The sequence below is a fragment of the Rhodanobacter sp. OR87 genome (genome assembly GCF_000473345.1).
Classification (GTDB): Bacteria; Pseudomonadota; Gammaproteobacteria; order Xanthomonadales; family Rhodanobacteraceae; genus Rhodanobacter; species Rhodanobacter denitrificans.
In genome coordinates this window covers 104088-121161 of the sequence record NZ_AXBJ01000009.1, presented here as the reverse complement: position 1 = coordinate 121161, position 17074 = coordinate 104088, and the positions used below count along the sequence as shown (strand labels likewise).

The 17074-nt window shown below is 65.7% G+C and carries 19 protein-coding genes and 1 other RNA gene; 8 read left to right on the top strand and 12 right to left on the bottom strand.

Annotated features, from left to right (window positions below):
* The first annotated feature begins 170 nt into the window (after positions 1-170).
* Positions 171-866 carry a 2OG-Fe(II) oxygenase gene (locus RHOOR87_RS0110295; RefSeq protein WP_027484965.1) on the top strand — a complete coding sequence of 232 codons (696 nt, stop codon included), beginning with the start codon at positions 171-173 and terminating at the stop codon, positions 864-866.
* 41 nt (positions 867-907) lie between these two features.
* Here RHOOR87_RS0110295 and dapB read toward each other — a convergent pair whose 3' ends face one another.
* From dapB to hrcA, 5 genes are all read right to left on the bottom strand, one after another.
* A complete protein-coding gene (dapB, locus tag RHOOR87_RS0110290; RefSeq protein ID WP_027484964.1) occupies positions 908-1708 on the bottom strand; it encodes a 4-hydroxy-tetrahydrodipicolinate reductase in 801 nt (266 codons plus the stop codon).
* Between the two features lie 51 nt (positions 1709-1759).
* Positions 1760-2890 (bottom strand): molecular chaperone DnaJ, encoded by a 1131-nt coding sequence (gene dnaJ / locus RHOOR87_RS0110285; RefSeq protein ID WP_027484963.1) that lies wholly within the window; start codon positions 2888-2890, stop codon positions 1760-1762.
* A gap of 133 nt (positions 2891-3023) precedes the next feature.
* Positions 3024-4943: a molecular chaperone DnaK gene (gene dnaK, locus RHOOR87_RS0110280; protein ID WP_027484962.1), complete on the bottom strand. Its 1920-nt coding sequence runs from the start codon at positions 4941-4943 to the stop codon at positions 3024-3026.
* Positions 4944-5097: 154 nt separating this feature from the next.
* Positions 5098-5631: a nucleotide exchange factor GrpE gene (grpE, locus tag RHOOR87_RS0110275; RefSeq protein WP_015447692.1), complete on the bottom strand. Its 534-nt coding sequence runs from the start codon at positions 5629-5631 to the stop codon at positions 5098-5100.
* Positions 5632-5713: 82 nt separating this feature from the next.
* The gene (gene hrcA, locus RHOOR87_RS0110270; protein ID WP_027484961.1) at positions 5714-6784 is read right to left on the bottom strand and encodes a heat-inducible transcriptional repressor HrcA; all 1071 of its coding nucleotides are present in this window, start codon (positions 6782-6784) and stop codon (positions 5714-5716) included.
* A 123-nt stretch (positions 6785-6907) separates the two neighbouring features.
* Here hrcA and recN point away from each other — a divergent pair, with 123 nt between their 5' ends.
* Positions 6908-8581 (top strand): DNA repair protein RecN, encoded by a 1674-nt coding sequence (gene recN / locus RHOOR87_RS0110265; RefSeq protein WP_027484960.1) that lies wholly within the window; start codon positions 6908-6910, stop codon positions 8579-8581.
* 12 nt (positions 8582-8593) lie between these two features.
* Here the strand turns inward: recN and RHOOR87_RS0110260 are convergent, their stop codons facing one another.
* Positions 8594-9229: a response regulator transcription factor gene (locus RHOOR87_RS0110260; RefSeq protein ID WP_007508239.1), complete on the bottom strand. Its 636-nt coding sequence runs from the start codon at positions 9227-9229 to the stop codon at positions 8594-8596.
* A 96-nt stretch (positions 9230-9325) separates the two neighbouring features.
* Between RHOOR87_RS0110260 and RHOOR87_RS0110255 the strand changes: the two genes are divergently transcribed.
* Positions 9326-10918 carry an MASE1 domain-containing protein gene (locus RHOOR87_RS0110255; protein WP_007508237.1) on the top strand — a complete coding sequence of 531 codons (1593 nt, stop codon included), beginning with the start codon at positions 9326-9328 and terminating at the stop codon, positions 10916-10918.
* A gap of 305 nt (positions 10919-11223) precedes the next feature.
* Here RHOOR87_RS0110255 and fur read toward each other — a convergent pair whose 3' ends face one another.
* On the bottom strand, positions 11224-11646 hold the full coding sequence (fur, locus tag RHOOR87_RS0110250) for a ferric iron uptake transcriptional regulator (RefSeq protein ID WP_007508235.1): 423 nt from the start codon (positions 11644-11646) through the stop codon (positions 11224-11226).
* A 74-nt stretch (positions 11647-11720) separates the two neighbouring features.
* On the opposite strand from fur, the gene bamE reads away from it, so the two are divergent.
* Positions 11721-12191: an outer membrane protein assembly factor BamE gene (bamE, locus tag RHOOR87_RS0110245; protein ID WP_007508233.1), complete on the top strand. Its 471-nt coding sequence runs from the start codon at positions 11721-11723 to the stop codon at positions 12189-12191.
* A 17-nt stretch (positions 12192-12208) separates the two neighbouring features.
* Here the strand turns inward: bamE and RHOOR87_RS19850 are convergent, their stop codons facing one another.
* Complete coding sequence (locus RHOOR87_RS19850) at positions 12209-12487, bottom strand: RnfH family protein (RefSeq protein WP_081700002.1); 279 nt, start codon at positions 12485-12487, stop codon at positions 12209-12211.
* Positions 12480-12911, bottom strand: a complete 432-nt coding sequence (locus tag RHOOR87_RS0110240; RefSeq protein WP_027484959.1) for a type II toxin-antitoxin system RatA family toxin — start codon at positions 12909-12911, stop codon at positions 12480-12482. Before RHOOR87_RS0110240 ends, RHOOR87_RS19850 begins: the two co-directional genes overlap by 8 nt.
* A gap of 137 nt (positions 12912-13048) precedes the next feature.
* Here RHOOR87_RS0110240 and smpB point away from each other — a divergent pair, with 137 nt between their 5' ends.
* The gene (gene smpB / locus RHOOR87_RS0110235) at positions 13049-13540 is read left to right on the top strand and encodes an SsrA-binding protein SmpB (RefSeq protein WP_007508226.1); all 492 of its coding nucleotides are present in this window, start codon (positions 13049-13051) and stop codon (positions 13538-13540) included.
* A 52-nt stretch (positions 13541-13592) separates the two neighbouring features.
* Here the strand turns inward: smpB and ssrA are convergent.
* Positions 13593-13947, bottom strand: a transfer-messenger RNA (tmRNA) gene (ssrA, locus tag RHOOR87_RS19845).
* Positions 13948-14147: 200 nt separating this feature from the next.
* Between ssrA and RHOOR87_RS0110230 the strand changes: the two genes are divergently transcribed.
* Entirely contained in the window at positions 14148-14468 is a 321-nt protein-coding gene (locus tag RHOOR87_RS0110230; protein ID WP_015447696.1) for a cytochrome c, read from the top strand.
* A 19-nt stretch (positions 14469-14487) separates the two neighbouring features.
* Positions 14488-14841: a cytochrome c gene (locus tag RHOOR87_RS0110225; protein WP_027484958.1), complete on the top strand. Its 354-nt coding sequence runs from the start codon at positions 14488-14490 to the stop codon at positions 14839-14841.
* A gap of 75 nt (positions 14842-14916) precedes the next feature.
* Here RHOOR87_RS0110225 and RHOOR87_RS0110220 read toward each other — a convergent pair whose 3' ends face one another.
* Positions 14917-15525, bottom strand: coding sequence for an NfuA family Fe-S biogenesis protein (locus RHOOR87_RS0110220; protein ID WP_007508219.1), 609 nt, complete (start codon positions 15523-15525; stop codon positions 14917-14919).
* A gap of 155 nt (positions 15526-15680) precedes the next feature.
* On the opposite strand from RHOOR87_RS0110220, the gene RHOOR87_RS0110215 reads away from it, so the two are divergent.
* Positions 15681-16022: a 4a-hydroxytetrahydrobiopterin dehydratase gene (locus RHOOR87_RS0110215; protein ID WP_027484957.1), complete on the top strand. Its 342-nt coding sequence runs from the start codon at positions 15681-15683 to the stop codon at positions 16020-16022.
* Here the strand turns inward: RHOOR87_RS0110215 and RHOOR87_RS0110210 are convergent, their stop codons facing one another.
* A complete protein-coding gene (locus RHOOR87_RS0110210) occupies positions 16023-17021 on the bottom strand; it encodes an RluA family pseudouridine synthase (RefSeq protein ID WP_027484956.1) in 999 nt (332 codons plus the stop codon).
* Positions 17022-17074: the final 53 nt, after the last annotated feature.

Sequence of the window (17074 nt, the reverse complement as noted above, 5' to 3'; positions counted from 1 at the left end):
GCTGGCTTGTGGAGCTTTGGTGGGGAAAGAAATTCGGGCGGGTGGAAATGATAAGCGGCGAGGTCGTTTCTGTCCACCTCACAGAACGTGAATCCGGGCATTCCCTGGCTCTTTTGCGCCGAGCGGTCGGCGCTACACTAGGCCACTGTTTTGCCAGAGTCCGATGCCCCATGAGTGCTGCCGTACTGCTCGATCCCGCCCGTCTCGATCGTCCGGATACCACGGTTCAGCACCAGCCTTTCCCGTTCATGATGGCGCACGGTCAGTTGCCCGACGAAGTGCGCGACGACCTGGATCGCGACTTTCCGCGATACGCCAGCGCCGGCTTTTTCCCCTACGACCTGGCCGACTGCGGCCCGAGCGTCAACGCGCTGATCGAGAGCATGACCGCGCCGGCGTTTGCCCGCGCCATCGGCGCGCGCCTGGGCGTCGAGCATCTCGACCAGTACCCGACCCTGGTGACACTGTGCCGCCTGCTCAACAAGCGCCACGGCACCATCCATACCGACAGCAAGTCCAAGGTGGTCACCGCGCTGATCTATCTGAACCCGCAATGGCCGGACACCAGCGACGGCTGCTTGCGCTTTCTGCGCAAGATCGACGACATCGACAGCATCGTGGCACCGGAGCTGGCGCCGCTCTACGGCGAGTTCGCCGTGTTCAAGCGCTGCGAGAACTCCTTCCACGGCCACTTGCCTTACGAAGGCGAGCGGCGGGTGATCCAGGTGGCCTGGCTGACCAGCGAAGAAGAGAAGCGGCGCAAGACGAAACGCGGCAAGTTCTCACGCGCTTTCAAGAAATTGTTCGGTAGTTTCGATACCCGGCTGGGCGCAGGCCGCGATCGCAACGCTTCGCATCGCGACTGAATCCGATCACGCCGTGGGCGCACCATGCTGGCGCTGGCGGCTCAGCGCGGCGCGGCGATCATGTCGTCCAATTGCCATGACCCTGCTGCACGCCCCGCCAGCCAGTGCGCCGCGTGCAAGGCGCCACGCGCGAAGGTCGTGCGGTCGGTGGCGCGATGGGTCAGCTCCAGTCGTTCGCCCTGCCCGATCAGCATGGCGGTGTGTTCGCCCACGATGTCGCCGCCGCGTACCACGGCGAAACCGATGCTGCCTTCGTTCCGCTCGCCGGTACGGCCTTCACGGCTGCAGACCGCCGCTGCTTCCAGCGTGGTGTCGCGTGCCACCGCCGCCGCCCGGCCGAGCGCCAACGCGGTACCGGACGGCGCATCCTGCTTGCGGCCGTGGTGCGCCTCGACGATTTCCAGATCCCAGTCCGGCAGGGCCGCCGCTGCCTCGCGCAGCAGGCGCGTCAACACCGCCACGCCCAGGCTGAAATTGGCGGCGCGCAGGATCGCGATGCGCCGGGCGGCATCGGCCAGCCGCGCCTCGAGCGCGGCGTCGATGCCGGTAGTGCCGCTGACCAGCGCCGCACCTTGCGCGAGGCAATGATCGAGCGCATGTGCCAGCGCGGCGGGACTGCTGAAGTCGATGACGACATCGATCGGCGGCGCGTGCAGCCAGTCATGTGCATAACGCAGGAAACCCGCCGCGGAGCCGGGCACCGGCTGCCCGTCGTGAACCGAACCGGGCGCCACCACGGCATGCACCAGTTCGATGTGCTCGTCCCCGCCGAGCAGGTCGAGCAGCGCGCGGCCCATGCGACCAGAGGCGCCGCTCAAGGCAAGGCGAAGGGGACGGGTCATGGGCGGCGCGCTCGCAGAGTCGGGGCGTACATGCTAACCGCGCAACGGGATTTACGCGGTGACCTTGGACCAGAATTTCTTCACGCCGTCGACCCAGCCCTTGGCACGCGGCGTATGCTTGCCGGCGTCGCTGCTCTCGAAGGTGGCTTCCAGCGACTCCAGCAATTCGCGCTGTTGCCTGGTCAGCCGCACCGGCGTCTCCACCACCACGCGGCAGATCAGGTCGCCGTGGCGGCTGCTGCGCACCGACTTGACACCGCGACCGCGCAGGCGGAACTGGGTGCCGGTCTGGGTTTCCGGCGGAATGCTGACCGGTACTTCGCCCTCCAACGTCGGCACCGGCAGTTCGGCCCCCAGTGCCGCCTGCGAGAAACGGATCGGCAATTCGCAGTACAGGTCGTTGCCGTCGCGCTGGAAGATGTCGTGCTCGCGCACGCGCACTTCCACGTACAGGTCACCGGCCGGTGCGCCGGCCGGGCCGGCCTCGCCCTGCCCGGAAAGGCGAATGCGGTCGCCGTTGTCGACGCCTTCGGGGATCTGCACCGACAGCGTGCGGTTTTCCTCCAGACGGCCTTCGCCGTGGCACTTCTTGCACGGCTTTTCAATCGCCTGGCCGCTGCCGCCGCAATGCGGGCAGGCCTGCTGGATCGAGAAGATGCCGTTCTGCATGCGTACCTGGCCGTGGCCGTGGCAGGTCTTGCACTTGCTGATCTTGCCGTCCTCCGAGCCGCTGCCGTTGCAATGGTGGCAGTTGACCTGGGTCGGCACCTCGATCTGCCGGCTGACGCCGAACACGGCCTCCTCCAGGTCCAGCTCGATGATGTAGCGCAGGTCGGCGCCGCGTCGAGGCCGACCACGCCCGCCGCCGCTGCGGCCGAAGATGTCGCCGAAGATGTCACCGAAGATGTCGCCCATGTCGCCGAAGCCGGCGCCGCCGCGACCGCCGCCCATGCCGTTCTCGAAGGCGGCGTGGCCGTGCTGGTCGTACATCGCGCGCTTCGACGCGTCGGACAGGACTTCGTAGGCCTCCTTGGCCTCCTTGAACTTTTCCTGCGCGGTCGGGTCGTCCGGGCAGCGGTCCGGGTGGTATTTCATTGCCAGCCGGCGGAAGGATTTCTTCAGTTCGGCTTCGCCAACGCTGCGCTCGACGCCCAGCACCTCGTAGTAGTCACGCTTGCTCATTCATGCATCCACACTGCTTGTCACCACTCCGGCCGGCGAGGTCGACGGTCCCGCATACCCAATCAACAGACAGCCCGTGCCGGGGTTTCCCGGCACGGGCTGATTCATCGGCCGTGCCGACAATGCTTGCCGATTACTTCTTGTCGTCCTTCACTTCGGTGAACTCGGCGTCGACCACATCGTCGGGCTGGGCCGAGCCGCCCGGTGCGGATTGTGCACCGGCATCGGCCGTGCCACCACCCTGCGCAGCGGCATGGAGCGCCTGGGCGACCTGCTCCAGCTTCTCCACCTTGGCCTCGATCGCCGCCTTGTCGTCGCCATCCTTGACCTTCTCCAGATCGGACAATGCGCCCTCGATGCTGCTGAGCTGGTCGGCCGGCACCTTGCCGCCGTGTTCCTTCAGCGCACTGCGGGTCGCGTGCACCAGCTGATCGGCCTTGTTGCGGGTGGCGACCAGTTCGTGGAACTTCTTGTCCTCTTCCTTGTTCGCCTCGGCGTCGGCGACCATCCGGGCGATCTCCTCCTCGGACAGGCCCGAACCGGCCTTGATCTCGATCTTCTGCTCCTTGCCGGTCTTCTTGTCCTTGGCCGACACGTGCAGGATGCCGTTCGCGTCGATGTCGAAGGTGACCTCGATCTGCGGCATGCCGCGCGGCGCCGGCTCGATGCCCTGCAGGTCGAACTTGCCCAGCGACTTGTTCGCGCTGGCGCGCTCGCGCTCGCCCTGCAGCACGTGCACGGTCACCGCGGTCTGGTTGTCGTCGGCGGTGGAGAAGGTCTGCGAGGCCTTGGTCGGCACCGTGGTGTTCTTCTCGATCAGTTTGGTCATCACGCCGCCCATCGTCTCGATGCCGAGCGACAGCGGGGTGACGTCGAGCAGCAGCACGTCCTTGACCGAACCGCCCAGCACGCCGCCCTGGATCGCCGCGCCCACGGCGACGGCCTCGTCCGGGTTGACGTCCTTGCGCGGCTCCTTGCCGAAGAAGTCCTTCACCGCTTCCTGCACCTTCGGCATGCGGGTCTGGCCGCCGACCAGGATCACGTCGTCGATGTCGGCCACGCGCAGGCCGGCGTCGTTCAACGCGGTGCGGCACGGCTCGATGGTGCGCTTGACCAGGTCTTCCACCAGCGCTTCCAGCTTGGCGCGGGTCAGCTTGATGTTGAGGTGCTTCGGGCCGGACGCGTCGGCCGTCACGTACGGCAGGTTCACGTCGGTCTGGTGGTTGGAGGACAGCTCGATCTTGGCGCGCTCGGCCGCGTCCTTCAGACGCTGCAGCGCGAGCGGATCCTTGCGCAGGTCGATGCCCTGCTCTTTCTGGAACTCCTCGACCAGGTAGTCGATGACGCGCATGTCGAAGTCCTCGCCGCCGAGGAAGGTGTCGCCGTTGGTGGCCAGCACTTCGAACTGCTTCTCGCCGTCGACTTCGGCGATCTCGATGATCGACACGTCGAAGGTGCCGCCGCCGAGGTCGTACACCGCGATCTTGCGGTCGCCGCCCTTCTTGTCCAGGCCATAGGCCAGCGCGGCCGCGGTCGGCTCGTTGATGATGCGCTTCACGTCGAGGCCGGCGATCTTGCCCGCATCCTTGGTCGCCTGGCGCTGGCTGTCGTTGAAGTAGGCCGGCACCGTGATCACCGCTTCGCTGATCGTCTCGCCGAGATAGTCCTCGGCGGTCTTCTTCATCTTCATCAGCACTTTCGCGGCGATTTCCTGCGGCGCCATCTTCTTGCCGTCGGAGGTCTGCACCCAGGCATCGCCGTTGTCGTGGGCGAGGATGCCGTAGGGCACGATGTGCAGATCTTTCTGCACTTCCTTGTCGGTGAACTTGCGGCCGATCAGGCGCTTCACCGCGTAGAAGGTGTTCTTCGGATTGGTCACGCTCTGGCGCTTGGCCGAGGCGCCCACCAGCACCTCGCCATCCTTGGTGAAGGCGACGATGGAGGGGGTGGTGCGGTCGCCTTCCGAGTTCTCGATGACCTTGGTCGTGCTGCCGTCCATCACGGACACGCAGGAGTTGGTCGTGCCCAGGTCGATACCGATGATCTTGCCCATGTGATTGCTCTCCGAATTTTGCTTGCGGCCCCCGCGGCCGCGATGGTTTCCAGATGGGGGCCTGCCTTGGCGATTCAATGCCGGCAAGGCCCCGGATGCGATTTGGCGATGTCCGCCACCGCGCCGTTCAGGCGGGCGCCAGCAGCGGCGCCGCTCAGTCCTTTGCCACCGCGACCAGCGCGGGACGCAACAGGCGATCGTTCAGTACATAGCCTTTCTGCAGCACGCTGACCACGGTGCCCGGCGCCTGGCCCGGCGCCTCGACCATGCTCACCGCATGGTGGCGTTCCGGATCGAGCGGCTGGCCCAGCGGGTCGACCTGCGCCATGCCGTGGTTCTCTGCCACCTTGAGCAGCGCCTTCAGGGTCAGGCCGAGGCCTTCGCGCATCGAGGCGACGTCGCCGCCCTCCACGGCAAGGCCGCTTTCCAGGCCGTCGTAGACCGGCAGCAGTTCGCTCAGCAGCTTCTCGTTGGCGAAGCGGCGCGCCTGTTCGAGGTCGCGATGCAGTCGGCGTCGCTGGTTTTCGAGTTCGGCCTTTTCGCGCAGCACGGTCTCGTGCAACTCGGCATTGCTTGCCTCCAGCCCAGCCACGCGCGCCTGCAGGTTCTCCAGTTCCGTGTTCGACGATTCACCCGGCTGGCCCTGGACTGGCGTATCGCCAGGCGACTGCGGATCGTTGTTCTGCATGCTCACTCCAAACGATTGTCAATGGCCGGCATGCATGCCGACCGCCCTGGAAAATTGGCGAGAAACCCCGCTCCCGCAGCGGTTATAAGGTCGTGGCGGCGCGATTCAAGGCGTCGCTGAGCAATCCGGCGGTGGCTTGCACCACCGGGATCACCCGCTCGTAGGCCATCCGGGTGGGGCCGATCACGCCGACCGCGCCGAGCACTCGCCCCTGCGCGCCGTAACTGGCGGTGACCACGCTGCAGCCGTCGAGTGCGGTGAAGCCGGATTCCTCGCCGATGAACAGGCGTACGCCTGGCGCCCGCGCGCAGACTTCCATCAACTGCAGCAATTCGTTCTTTTGCTGGAACGCCTCGAACAATTCGCGCAGGCGCTGCAAGTCGGCCAGCTCGGAGTAGCCCATCAGATTGGTCTGGCCGCTGACCAGCACGTCCGGGCCAGCCGGGCCGCTCGCCGGCGGTGCGAACGAGGCGGTGGCCAGCTCCACCGTGCTGGCCAGCAGCTGGTTGAGTTCGCTGCCGGTCTTGCGCACTTCGGCCAGCAGGTGGGCGCGAATATCGTCCACGCGCAGACCGGCGAAATGGCTGTTCAGATAGTTCGCCGCCTGCTCCAGCTCGCGGCTGCCGAGCGGCCGGGCCAGTTGCACGATGCGGTTCTGCACCTGGTTGTCGCTGAACACCAAGATCACCAGCACCCGTGCGTCCGGCAGCGCCATGAAATCGATATGCCGCAGTGGGAAATCGGCCTGGCGCGGCACGGTGACCACACCGGCGAAATGGGTCATCGCCGACAACAGGGTCGACACGTTGCCGAGCAGGTCGCGCGTGGTAGTCGGCCCCGGCGGCAGTTCACGCTGCAGACGGGCCATCTCCGCGCGCGGCAGCGGCTGCAGTTCGATCAGGCTGTCGACGAACAGGCGCAAGCCGCGCGGCGTGGGCACCCGCCCCGCCGAGGTGTGCGGCGAGGCGACCAGCCCGGCATCCTCGAGGTCGGCCATGATGTTGCGGATCGTCGCCGGGCTCACGTCCAGGCCGGACGAACGCGACAGCGTGCGCGAACCGACGGGCTCGCCATCGACCAGGTACTGGGCAATCAGCGTGCGCAACAAGCGGCGCGCGCGCGCGTCGAGGTCGTGGCCATGCGGCTTGATCATGCTGTCGTAGCAATCCTTGAGACGCTACAGAAATAAGGTCTGCGCGCGCAGCTTGCAAGTGGAACGGTGTCTTGTGCCGCCGGGCTGCCGCTACAATCCCGCCATTCCACCACCAGCCTGCCCATGCTCACTTCGCTCTACGTCCGCCATTTCGCCGTCGTCGAAGCCGCCGAGGTCGCGTTCGGCCCGGGCCTGACCGTGGTCAGCGGCGAGACCGGTGCCGGCAAATCGCTGCTGGTCGACGCGCTGATGCTGCTGGCCGGCGCCCGTGCCGACAGCGGCATGGTACGCGCCGGCAGCGATCGCGCCGAACTGGCGGCCGAATTCGATCTGACCGGACTGCCCGCCGCGCGCGACTGGCTGCAGCGCGAGGAACTGGATGAGGACGGCGGCTGCCAGCTGCGCCGGGTGATCCGCGCCGAGGGTAGTTCCAGGGCCTGGATCAACGGCCGCCCCGCGAACGCCCGCCAGCTCGGCGAGCTGGCCGCGCTGCTGGTCGAGATCCACGGACAGCACGAGCACCAGGCGCTGCTGTCGCGCCCACACCAGCTCGCCCTGCTGGATGCTTACGCCGGCCACGATGAGCTGCTGGCGCAAGTGCGCGACAGCGCCGTGCAGTGGCGCGAGCTGGGTGCGCGCATGCGCAAGCTCAGCGGCGGCGACGATCGTGGCCAGCGCATCGAACTGCTGCGCCATGAAATCGGCGAACTGGAGAAATGGGCGCTGCCTCCTGCCGAACTGGCCGAACTGGAGGCGGACCACCGACGCCTCGCCAACGCCGGCCGTCTGGCCGAAGGCTCCGCCGGCGTGGTCGAGCTGCTCGATGGCGACAGCGAATTCGCATTGCGCCGCGCTCTCGGCCGGGCCCACGCCGAACTCGGCAAGCTGGCTGCGCTCGACGACAGGCTGAACCCGCTGCTGGAACTGCTCGACAATGCCGGCATCCAGCTCGGCGAATCCGCCGACGGCCTGGCGCGCTATGCGCAGGATGTCGACCTCGACCCGCAGCGATTCACCGAAGTCGACAACCATCTGGCCCGCCTGCACGAGCTCTCGCGCCGGCACCGACTGCCGGTGGCCGAGCTGCACGACCGGCTGGCCGCCCTGCAGGCCGAACTAGCCGAGCTCGAAGGCGCCGGCGACGCATTGGAACGGCTGGCGGAGCAACGCCGGCGGCTGCAGGACGATTACGTCGGTGCGGCGGCCAGGCTCAGCGCGGCGCGCGCGGCGGCCGGCGACCGGCTTGGCGACGAAGTCAGCACGTTGATGGCTGAACTGGGCATGGCCGGCGGGCTGCTGCGCGTCGAGCTGGAGCCATCCGCCGGCAGCGAGCCGGACCCGCAGGGCGAGGAGCGCTGCGAATTGCTGGTGAGCGCGAACCCCGGGCAGCCGCCGCGGCCGCTGCGCAAGGTGGCCTCCGGCGGCGAGCTGGCGCGCATCAGCCTGGCGATCGAAGTGGCCACTCTGGGCAAGGACACCATCGGCAGCATGATCTTCGATGAGGTCGACAGCGGCATCGGCGGCGCGGTCGCTGAAGTGGTCGGGCAGAAACTGCGTGCGCTGGGCGTCCAGCGCCAGGTGCTGTGCGTCACTCACCTGCCGCAGGTGGCCGCCCAGGGCCATGCGCATCTCAGGGTCAGCAAGTCCAGCGATGGCGACGCCACCCGTACCCAGATCGAACGGCTCGACGCTGCCGGCCGGCGCGACGAGCTGGCCCGCATGCTGGGCGGCGTCGAGATCACCCGCGAGACGCGGGCCCATGCGAAGCAGATGCTGGAGCGCGCGCAGACCGTCTGATCCGGCGACCGCTCACCCGGCCGGCGGCAACATCCCGCGCTCGGTGGCCATCCGGTACAGGTCCAGTTCCGAACCGGCGCCAAGTTTGCCCATCAGGCTGGCACGATGGATGTAGACCGTCTTCTGGCCGATACCCAGTTCTGCCGCTACCTGCTTCGGCGCGCGACCACCGGCCAGCAGCAGGAAGACCTCGCGCTCGCGTGTGGTCAGCCGGTTGATCGGGTCCAGCGCCGCATCCGGCCGGTCGGCCCGGCGCTGGCGCAAGTCGGAGCTGAGGAAGCACTCGCCCTGCATCACTGCACGCAGGCCTGCCACCAGTTCCTCCGGTGCCACGCCCTTGGTGACGTAGCCACTGGCGCCGCGACGCAGCGCTTCGGACACGTAAGGCTCGCCGTCGTGCATGCTCAGCACCACCACATGGGTTTGCGCATGCACGCTGAGCAAATGTTCGATCAGCGGCAACCCGCTGCCATCCGGCAGCGAAAGATCGAGGGCGACCAGGTCGGGGTGCCAGTGTCCCACCGCCTCGACCGCGTCGTCGGCGCTGCGGCACTCGGCCACCACGTCGAGATCGGGCTCCATCTCGATCAGCCGCTTGAAACCCTCGCGAACGATGGCATGGTCATCAACCAGAACGATGCTGTACATCCCGCTACTTTACACAGGGACTCCCCGGTCATGCACATCCGGCTCGCCGACAGCCGGGCCGGCCACCGCGCCGCGGCGCACATGTAACATCCGCGCATGCGCCTGAAACCCCTACGCCTGCCCGACTCCGGCCCGCTGCTTGCCGCCGGCTACCTGTTGCTGTGGCTGCTGCTGTGGCTGACGGTGCAGCCGTACTGGATGCTGCCGTACGGCCTGCGTTTCGGCGCCCTGCTGCTGACCCCGGTCCGTTACTGGGGCTGGCTGCTGGGTGGCGAACTGGTCGCCACCGCCGGCATCGGCCTGGCCCATGGCCTGCCGCAGGGCTGGCTCGGCTTTGCCATCGACGAGCTGCCCGAGCCGCTGGTGATGGCCGCCGGCTTGTGGCTGCTGCGGCGATTCAACCTGCACGCCAGCCTGCACAGTCCGCAGGAAGTGACCCGCCTGCTGCTTTCCGTGGTGCTGGTGGTGACCGCCACCACCGCCGTCGACGCCGCCCTGCTGGCACTGGTCAGCACGCCGGGCTCGCCGGAATTGATCATCGGCGTACTCGGCGAGGAACTGCTCAGCCACTACCTGGGCATCCTGCTGATCGTGCCGCTGATGATCATGCTGCTGCGTACCCGGATCGAGCAGCGCGCCCTGGTCAGCCTGTTCATGGATGGGCTGCTGGTGATGCTGCCTTCCATGACGATCCTGCTGGTGCTGTCCGAGCAAGCCGCTCCCCAGCCGCAATTCGCCCGCGTGCTGTCGCTGGCGCCGGTGCTGTTCTTCGCATTCCGCCATGGCTGGCGCGGCGCCAGCCTGGCCATGCTGATCACCAGCCTCGGCATGACCCTGGCCGACCAGCACCTGGGCCACGCCCCCTCGAACGCCGCGGCCTATCTGTTCCTGGCCGTGGCCGGGACCGGTGCGCTGATGCTGGGTTCGGCCACCGATGCATTGCGCCGGAGCAGCGAGCGAGTCGCCGAGCAGAACGTCTACCTGGGCGCGGTCAATCGCCGCCTGGATCAGTTGGCCCATCAATTGCGCGATGCCGCCCGCGGCAACCTGCAGGCGGACGAGAACCAGCGCCGGCACCTGGCCGCCGAACTGCACGACGAACTGGGCCAGAACATCACCGCGATCCAGACCCACGTGAAACTGGCCCAGGCACGCCTGCTGCAGGCCGGCATGGAGGACATCAGTACCTCGATCAACACCATCCTGGCCCATATGCGGCGTGCCCTGCACCGCCTGTTGGACGACCTGCGCCCTGCCGTGCTGGACGAATTCGGATTGCTGCGCGCACTCGACGAGGGTCCGATCCGCGACCTGTTGAACGCCGCCGGGATGGCCTACTGTACCGAACTGCACGGCGATCCGCGCCTGCTGGACGACGACACGCGCACCGCGATCTACCGGCTGGTGCAGGAGAGCGCGACCAACGCCGTCAAGCATGCCAAGGCCAGCGAGTTCCGTCTGCGTCTGCGCATCGGCGAACGCCAGGGCATCGCGGTGGCCCTGCTCGATCTGCGCGATGACGGCACCGGTCTGCCCAGTCGACTGCCCCGGGGTGGTCGCGGCCTGCAGGGCATGCGCGACCGGGTCACTTCGCTGGGTGGGCAGTTCCGTCTGCGTCCCACCCCGGCCGGTGTCCACCTGCGGATTTTGCTGCGGGGCAACAACCATTTCTCCGAAAACAGCCGGTGAAACTAGGAATTTTTCCGATACCGGAAACGTGAAGCCCTCGTTAGCATCCTTCCATCGATGTGGGGGAGCCACCATCGCGAGATGGTGGATCAGGGTCGCCGTGGGGACGGAGGCTCTGAAACAACGGCAGGATGCCGTTTCGCCGCTACCTGGCGAGAGTCAAAAGGCGACAGCGAGCCATTCGCGTCGCCGACCGACAGGTAGCGGAGCAGCCGCGGGTGGACAGGAGTCCTCTCCGCGGCTTTTTTATGTCCGTCTGCCTGCGCCCTTACGCCCGGGCCGATGCTCCGCGGTCGGCACGCCCCTCAGCTTTTGTGCGCGCGCTGCTTCGGCCGCACGTACAGCACCAGGCTGTGATCCTCGATCACGTAACCGTGCTTCGCGGCTATCTCGTGCTGCAGTCGTTCGATCTCTTCGCTGATGAACTCGATCACTTTTCCGCTGTCCACATCGATCATGTGGTCGTGGTGCTTGCCGCGGTCGAGCTCGTAGACAGCCTGGCCACCTTCGAAATTGTGCTTGACGATGATGCCCGCTGCCTCGAACTGGGTCAGCACGCGATACACCGTGGCCAGGCCGATGTCTTCCTGGTGGGCCAGCAGTTTCTTGTAGACATCCTCGGCGGTGAGGTGCTGTGTGCCCTCCTCGTCGAAGATTTGCAGGATGCGCATGCGCGGATGAGTCACCTTGAGGCCAACCCTGCGCAGCTCTTTGGTTTCCTGTTCCATGACTCACCCCGCACACGGCGTTTCCGAGCCGGTAGTGTATCATCCGACACCTTCACGATCCGGACGCAACACGCATGCAAAAGCTGATCACCCTGCTGGTTTTCGCCATGCTGGCGCTCTCCGTCGCCGGCTGCCATATCGTCTACAAGCCCGACGTGCAGCAAGGCAACCTGCTCGACAAGAAAACCGTGGATCAGCTCAAGCCCGGCATGACCAAGCACCAGGTTCTGGTGCTGATGGGCACGCCTTCGGTGAATACGCCGTTCGACCAGAGCCGCTGGGATTACGTATCGACCTTGGCGCACCGCGGCGGCGCGATGAAAGTGCGTACCTTCACCCTGACCTTCAACAACGACACCCTGGTGCGCACCGAGGGCGATTTCTTTGCACAGGATGCCCAGCAGTTGATCAAGGACAGCAAGAAATACAACGCCGGCTACCCGGTCAACGAGACCCAGGGCGACAAGAGCACGTCACCGGACGACAAGAAGAACGACGGCGGCTTCGGCCAGGGCGGCAATCCGGGCGGCAACGACGGTCATTGAGCCTGGCGGGCCGATCCTCAACGAGCGCGTCGACGGCGCGTCTCCATCGGATCAAGTACCAGTGGCCGGCAGATCTCGATCCGGTCTCCTTCGCGCAGCAGCCGCTCTGGTGTCACCCTTCGCGCAAACATGCCGAGGCGAGCTGGATCAATCGCATCGCCCGGAAGCAAGGCGGCGATTCCCGAAGCAGCAATCGCCTGCATCACGGTGCTGCCATCGGCCAGTTCGACGCGACGCCGGATCGGTTGCCCCGCTCCGGCGTAAACCACCTCGACGCGAATGGTAGGCTCAACCATAGACCCGCTCCGCCTCGCGGCAGAAGTCGTCCACCATGCGACCGGCCAATCCCTGGAAGCCCAGTTTCAAGGCGCCTCCACCGAGCCGGCCGGCGTAATCGAAATCCAGCGCGAACGCGACCTTGCAGCCGGCGTTGCCCAGCGCGATGAAATCCCACGTGCCTTCCAGGCTGCGAAACGGGCCGTCGACCAGATCCATGCGCAGGCGCCGCGGTGGGTCGATCGTGTTGCGCGTGGTGAAACTCTGGTGAAACCCGGCAAACGTGAGATCCAGCCGCGCCACCAGGGTATCGCCGTTGCGCCCGAGGATCTCGGCCCCGGCACACCAGGAGAAGCGCTTTGGGTATGCTTCAACCTCATTGACCAGGTTGAACATCTGCGCTGGTGAATACTTCACCAGCGCACTGCGACGAATTTCGATCACGGCGATCCTCGATGGTTCTTGCATTCGTCCTTGAAGGCGGGAATCAGGAAGCGGCTATCCATGGCTGCACCTTTCAACGAGTCCGTTCCCCACGGGACAGGGCCGACCACAGGGCGACGCGCCCGAGTTTAACGGACATGGCGAAAACGAAGGAAAAGGACAACAAGGGCGGCGGCACCATCGCGCTCAACAAGCGCGCACGCTTCGAATACCACATCGACCAGCGCTTCGAGGCCGGCGTCGCCTTGCAGGGCTGGGAGCTGAAGGCGCTGCGCGCGGGCCGGATCAACTTCGGCGACAGCTACGCGGTCGTGTTGAAGAACGAGCTTTTCCTGGTCGGTGCCTCGATTCCGCCGTTGATCAGCGCGTCCACCCACGTGGTCGCCGAGGACCGACGCACCCGCAAGCTGCTGCTGCACCGCAAGGAGATCGATCAGCTGGTCGGCGCGGTCGAGCGCAAGGGCTATACCCTGGTGCCCACCGCGATGTACTGGAAAGGCAACAAGGTGAAGGTCGAGATCGGGCTTGCCCGCGGCAAGCAGGAGCACGACAAGCGCGACACTGAGAAGCAGCGCGACTGGCAGATCGAAAAACAGCGAACCATGCGCTCGCACAATCGTGCCGCCTGACGCCACCACCTTCGAACCATAAAAAACCCCCGATCGCTCGGGGGTTTCGTGTTGGTGGAGGTGGCGGGAGTCGAACCCGCGTCCGAAGGCGTTCAACGCCTGGATCTACATGCTTAGCTCACCGTTCGATCTCGTTCCGCGACAAGCACGATGGGCGAGGCGCACCGCGGAACCAGCCTGATTGATCTAGCCTAGAACCGCCAGGCGGCAGCGTTCGGCGATCTCATGATAATGACCCTACACCGACGAGCATGAGCACAAGTGGGTTCGGGGCTTACGCCTTAAGCGGCGAGAGCGTAGTTGTCGTCGTTGGCAACTATGAGTTTGCTGCTGGATTAACGAGGAAAGCTGCCCCCTCGGCATGCACCAAGTCATCTCACTACCCCCGTCGAAGCCAGGACACCCCCGGGGAAAACGATCCGACTGCGACAGTATATGGGGGCATGCATCGCAACACCAATACCGCGCGATGAAGCCGGCCATATCGGATATGTGCTGCGCAAACATTGACCAACGTCAAGTCGAGTGTTGTTAGGGTGTTAACGCAACGTCTATACTTGGTGACTGGCGTACTTCCGTATCCGTCGCACTCGTGGGAATGATCTCGATGACTCGATTGCCATTGCTTGGCCTGACCGTGGCCGCAGCCCTCTTTGCCACCAGCCTTCACGCCGAGGGCGACAAGGCCGCCGGGCGTGCACTGGTCTATACCTGCGCCGGTTGTCACGGCGTGCCCGGCTACACCAATGCCTATCCGCAGTACCCGGTGCCGAAAATTGCCGGACAGAACGAGCAATACATCATCAATGCGCTGCAGGGCTACCAGAGCGGGGGCCGCAAGCATCCGACCATGGATGCGCAGGCGCAAAGCCTGTCGGCCACCGACATCCAGAACATCGCCGCCTACCTTTCCAGCCTCGCCAAGTAAGTAGCCAAGGACTTCCCGCATGAAACGTGCAATCACCCTGCTTTCATTCGGCGCCATCCTGGCGTTCGCTTCCTCCCAATTGCTGGCCGCCGGCAACGCCGAAAACGGCAAGCAGAAGGCGGCCACCTGCTTCGCCTGTCACGGCACCGACGGCAATGCGGTGGATCCGCAGTACCCGCGCCTCGCCGGCCAGTACAACCTCTATCTGCAACGCGTGCTGCATGAATACAAGGAAGGCCAGCGCGACAACCCGATCATGAAGGGCATGGTGGCCACCCTGTCCGACCAGGACATCGAAGACGTTTCGGCGTACTTCTCCAGCCTGCCGAGCAAGCTCGACACCCTCAAAGGCCACATCAGCGGCAACAAGTAAATCCGCCGCGGCGTCGTACGAAGAACAAAGGGCCCGCATCTGGCGGGCCCTTTGTTTTGGCGGCCGCGCCGCCACTCAGGCGAGTGCCGACTTGCCCCCGGCTTTGCCGTAGTACGGCTTTTCGCCGGAGGCATGGTCGGTGGCGTCGCGCACCGAGGTCACTTCCGGCACCCGCTCGCGCAGAGTCTTTTCCACGCCCTGCTTCAATGTCACGTCGACCATGCCGCAGCCATGACAGCCGCCGCCGAACTGCAGCAGCACGGCACCGCTGGCATCGATCTCCAGCAGGCTGACCCGGCCGCCGTGCGAAGCCAGTTTCGGATTGATCTCCGCTTCCAGCACATAGCGCACGCGTTCGATCAGGCCCGCTTCCACGCCGGGTACGTCGCCCTTGATCTTCGGCGCGCGGATGTTGAGCTGACCACCGGTGGCGTTCGGCTCGAAGTCGATGCTGGCCTGGTCCAGCCAGCTGGCGCTGTCGCCGTCGATATGGAAGTCGAAGCCGGCGCATTCGATCGTCCACTCCCCACCGGCCAGGTCCGCGGGCTCGCAGAACTCCAGCTCGCAGTTGGCCGCCGGCGTGCCCGGCGAGGTCACCCGCAGGCGGATGCCCAGCCCGTCGATGCCTTGCTGCGAAAGAAGCCGCAGGAAATGCTGCTGCGCGCGTTCCGAGATTTCGATCATGCCTGCTCCAGGGTCGCCAAATCGATGCCGGCGGGCTACACCGGCGAAACAGCACCATTTTAGTCCGGTTTCGCGTCCGGGTGCGTGCTTTGACATTTGCGCAGGCAACTTCGACGCTTCACCCTCCCAGAATCTCAAACCCGATGGAGACCTCCATGAACGCCAACGACCTGGCCAGCCGGCATTGCCAACCACGCAAGGGCAAGGAACATGCGCTGGACGCCGCGCAGGTGGCCGAACTGCTGCAGCAACTGCCGGACTGGCAGCTGCGTGGCGACGGCATGGCCATCGCCAAGGATTTCCGTTTTAGTGACTTCCACCACACACTGGGCTTCATCAACGCGGTGGGCTTCATGGCCAACCAGGAAGACCACCACCCGGATCTCGAGGCCGGCTACGGCCATTGCCAAGTGTTGTGGTCGACCCACGACGTGGGCGGCCTGTCGCTGAACGATTTCATCTGCGCGGCGCGGGTCGATGCCCTGCTGGCGCGCTGATCAGAAGTCGGTGCGTGATTTTTCCTGCATCCACACCAGTCTCTTGCCCTTCACCGCCAGCACGTCGAGAAAATCCTTGAGGTCTTGCGGCAGTGGTGCGGAAAAGCTGTAGGCACGCCCGTCCAGGTCGAAACTCATGTGCGAGGCGTGCAGGAACATCCGGTTCAAGCCCATCTCGCGATAGCGCTTGTTCATCTCGCGATCGCCGTATTTCGGATCGCCGGCCAGCGGGTGGCCGATGTGTGCCGCGTGCACGCGGATCTGGTGGGTACGGCCGGTACCCAGCGTGGCCTGCATCAGGCGGGCGCTCGGGTATTGTTCCATTTCGCGGAAAAAGGTCAGCGACGGCTTGCCGTTGTCGGCCACCCGCACCATCCGCTCGCCGCCCTGCAGCACGGATTTCAGCAGCGGCGCGTTCACGTCAAATTTCGCCTTGGACGGGTGGCCGAGCATCAGGCACAGGTACTGCTTGGTCACCTCGCCGGCCCGGATCGCCGCCTGCAGACCGGTCAGTCCCGCCCGGGTACGGGCGAACACCAGCACGCCGCTGGTGTCGCGGTCGAGCCGGTGCACCAGTTCCAGGTGCTCCTGCGGGCGAGTGGCGCGCAGCAGTTCGATCGCACCGTGGCTCACCCCGCTGCCGCCATGGCTGGCCACGCCGGCCGGCTTGTCGATCACCAGGAAGTGCTTGTCCTCGAAAATGATCGCGTCGGCCACCGAGGCCACCAAGCCGCTGGCCGGGGCCCGTTCCTCCGGCCGTTCCGCCACCCGCACCGGGGGGATTCGCAGCGTATCGCCGTCGGCGAGACGCGTGTCCGGCTTGGCTCGCTTGCCGTTCACGCGCACCTGGCCAGTGCGCAAAAGCCGGTAAATCATGCTCTTGGGCACGCCCTTGAGCAGCGTCACGAGTGCGTTGTCGATGCGTTGCCCGTCCCGCTCGGGGCCGATCTCGACTTGACGTACACCGTGAGGTGCATCATGGGAAGTTGCCGTCTGCATTGAAAAAAACCTGCTGAAATAGGATACTCGGCGGGCGCTACATTCTGCCCGCC

What these genes read in the sequence shown, in the direction of transcription:
- RHOOR87_RS0110295 (WP_027484965.1), top strand. Translation starts at nt 171, where the DNA reads ATGAGTGCTGCCGTACTGCTCGATCCCGCCCGTCTCGATCGTCCGGAT.
- dapB (WP_027484964.1), bottom strand. Translation starts at nt 1,708, where the DNA reads ATGACCCGTCCCCTTCGCCTTGCCTTGAGCGGCGCCTCTGGTCGCATG.
- dnaJ (WP_027484963.1), bottom strand. Translation starts at nt 2,890, where the DNA reads ATGAGCAAGCGTGACTACTACGAGGTGCTGGGCGTCGAGCGCAGCGTT.
- dnaK (WP_027484962.1), bottom strand. Translation starts at nt 4,943, where the DNA reads ATGGGCAAGATCATCGGTATCGACCTGGGCACGACCAACTCCTGCGTG.
- grpE (WP_015447692.1), bottom strand. Translation starts at nt 5,631, where the DNA reads ATGCAGAACAACGATCCGCAGTCGCCTGGCGATACGCCAGTCCAGGGC.
- hrcA (WP_027484961.1), bottom strand. Translation starts at nt 6,784, where the DNA reads ATGATCAAGCCGCATGGCCACGACCTCGACGCGCGCGCGCGCCGCTTG.
- recN (WP_027484960.1), top strand. Translation starts at nt 6,908, where the DNA reads ATGCTCACTTCGCTCTACGTCCGCCATTTCGCCGTCGTCGAAGCCGCC.
- RHOOR87_RS0110260 (WP_007508239.1), bottom strand. Translation starts at nt 9,229, where the DNA reads ATGTACAGCATCGTTCTGGTTGATGACCATGCCATCGTTCGCGAGGGT.
- RHOOR87_RS0110255 (WP_007508237.1), top strand. Translation starts at nt 9,326, where the DNA reads ATGCGCCTGAAACCCCTACGCCTGCCCGACTCCGGCCCGCTGCTTGCC.
- fur (WP_007508235.1), bottom strand. Translation starts at nt 11,646, where the DNA reads ATGGAACAGGAAACCAAAGAGCTGCGCAGGGTTGGCCTCAAGGTGACT.
- bamE (WP_007508233.1), top strand. Translation starts at nt 11,721, where the DNA reads ATGCAAAAGCTGATCACCCTGCTGGTTTTCGCCATGCTGGCGCTCTCC.
- RHOOR87_RS19850 (WP_081700002.1), bottom strand. Translation starts at nt 12,487, where the DNA reads ATGGTTGAGCCTACCATTCGCGTCGAGGTGGTTTACGCCGGAGCGGGG.
- smpB (WP_007508226.1), top strand. Translation starts at nt 13,049, where the DNA reads ATGGCGAAAACGAAGGAAAAGGACAACAAGGGCGGCGGCACCATCGCG.
- RHOOR87_RS0110230 (WP_015447696.1), top strand. Translation starts at nt 14,148, where the DNA reads ATGACTCGATTGCCATTGCTTGGCCTGACCGTGGCCGCAGCCCTCTTT.
- RHOOR87_RS0110225 (WP_027484958.1), top strand. Translation starts at nt 14,488, where the DNA reads ATGAAACGTGCAATCACCCTGCTTTCATTCGGCGCCATCCTGGCGTTC.
- RHOOR87_RS0110220 (WP_007508219.1), bottom strand. Translation starts at nt 15,525, where the DNA reads ATGATCGAAATCTCGGAACGCGCGCAGCAGCATTTCCTGCGGCTTCTT.
- RHOOR87_RS0110215 (WP_027484957.1), top strand. Translation starts at nt 15,681, where the DNA reads ATGAACGCCAACGACCTGGCCAGCCGGCATTGCCAACCACGCAAGGGC.
- RHOOR87_RS0110210 (WP_027484956.1), bottom strand. Translation starts at nt 17,021, where the DNA reads ATGCAGACGGCAACTTCCCATGATGCACCTCACGGTGTACGTCAAGTC.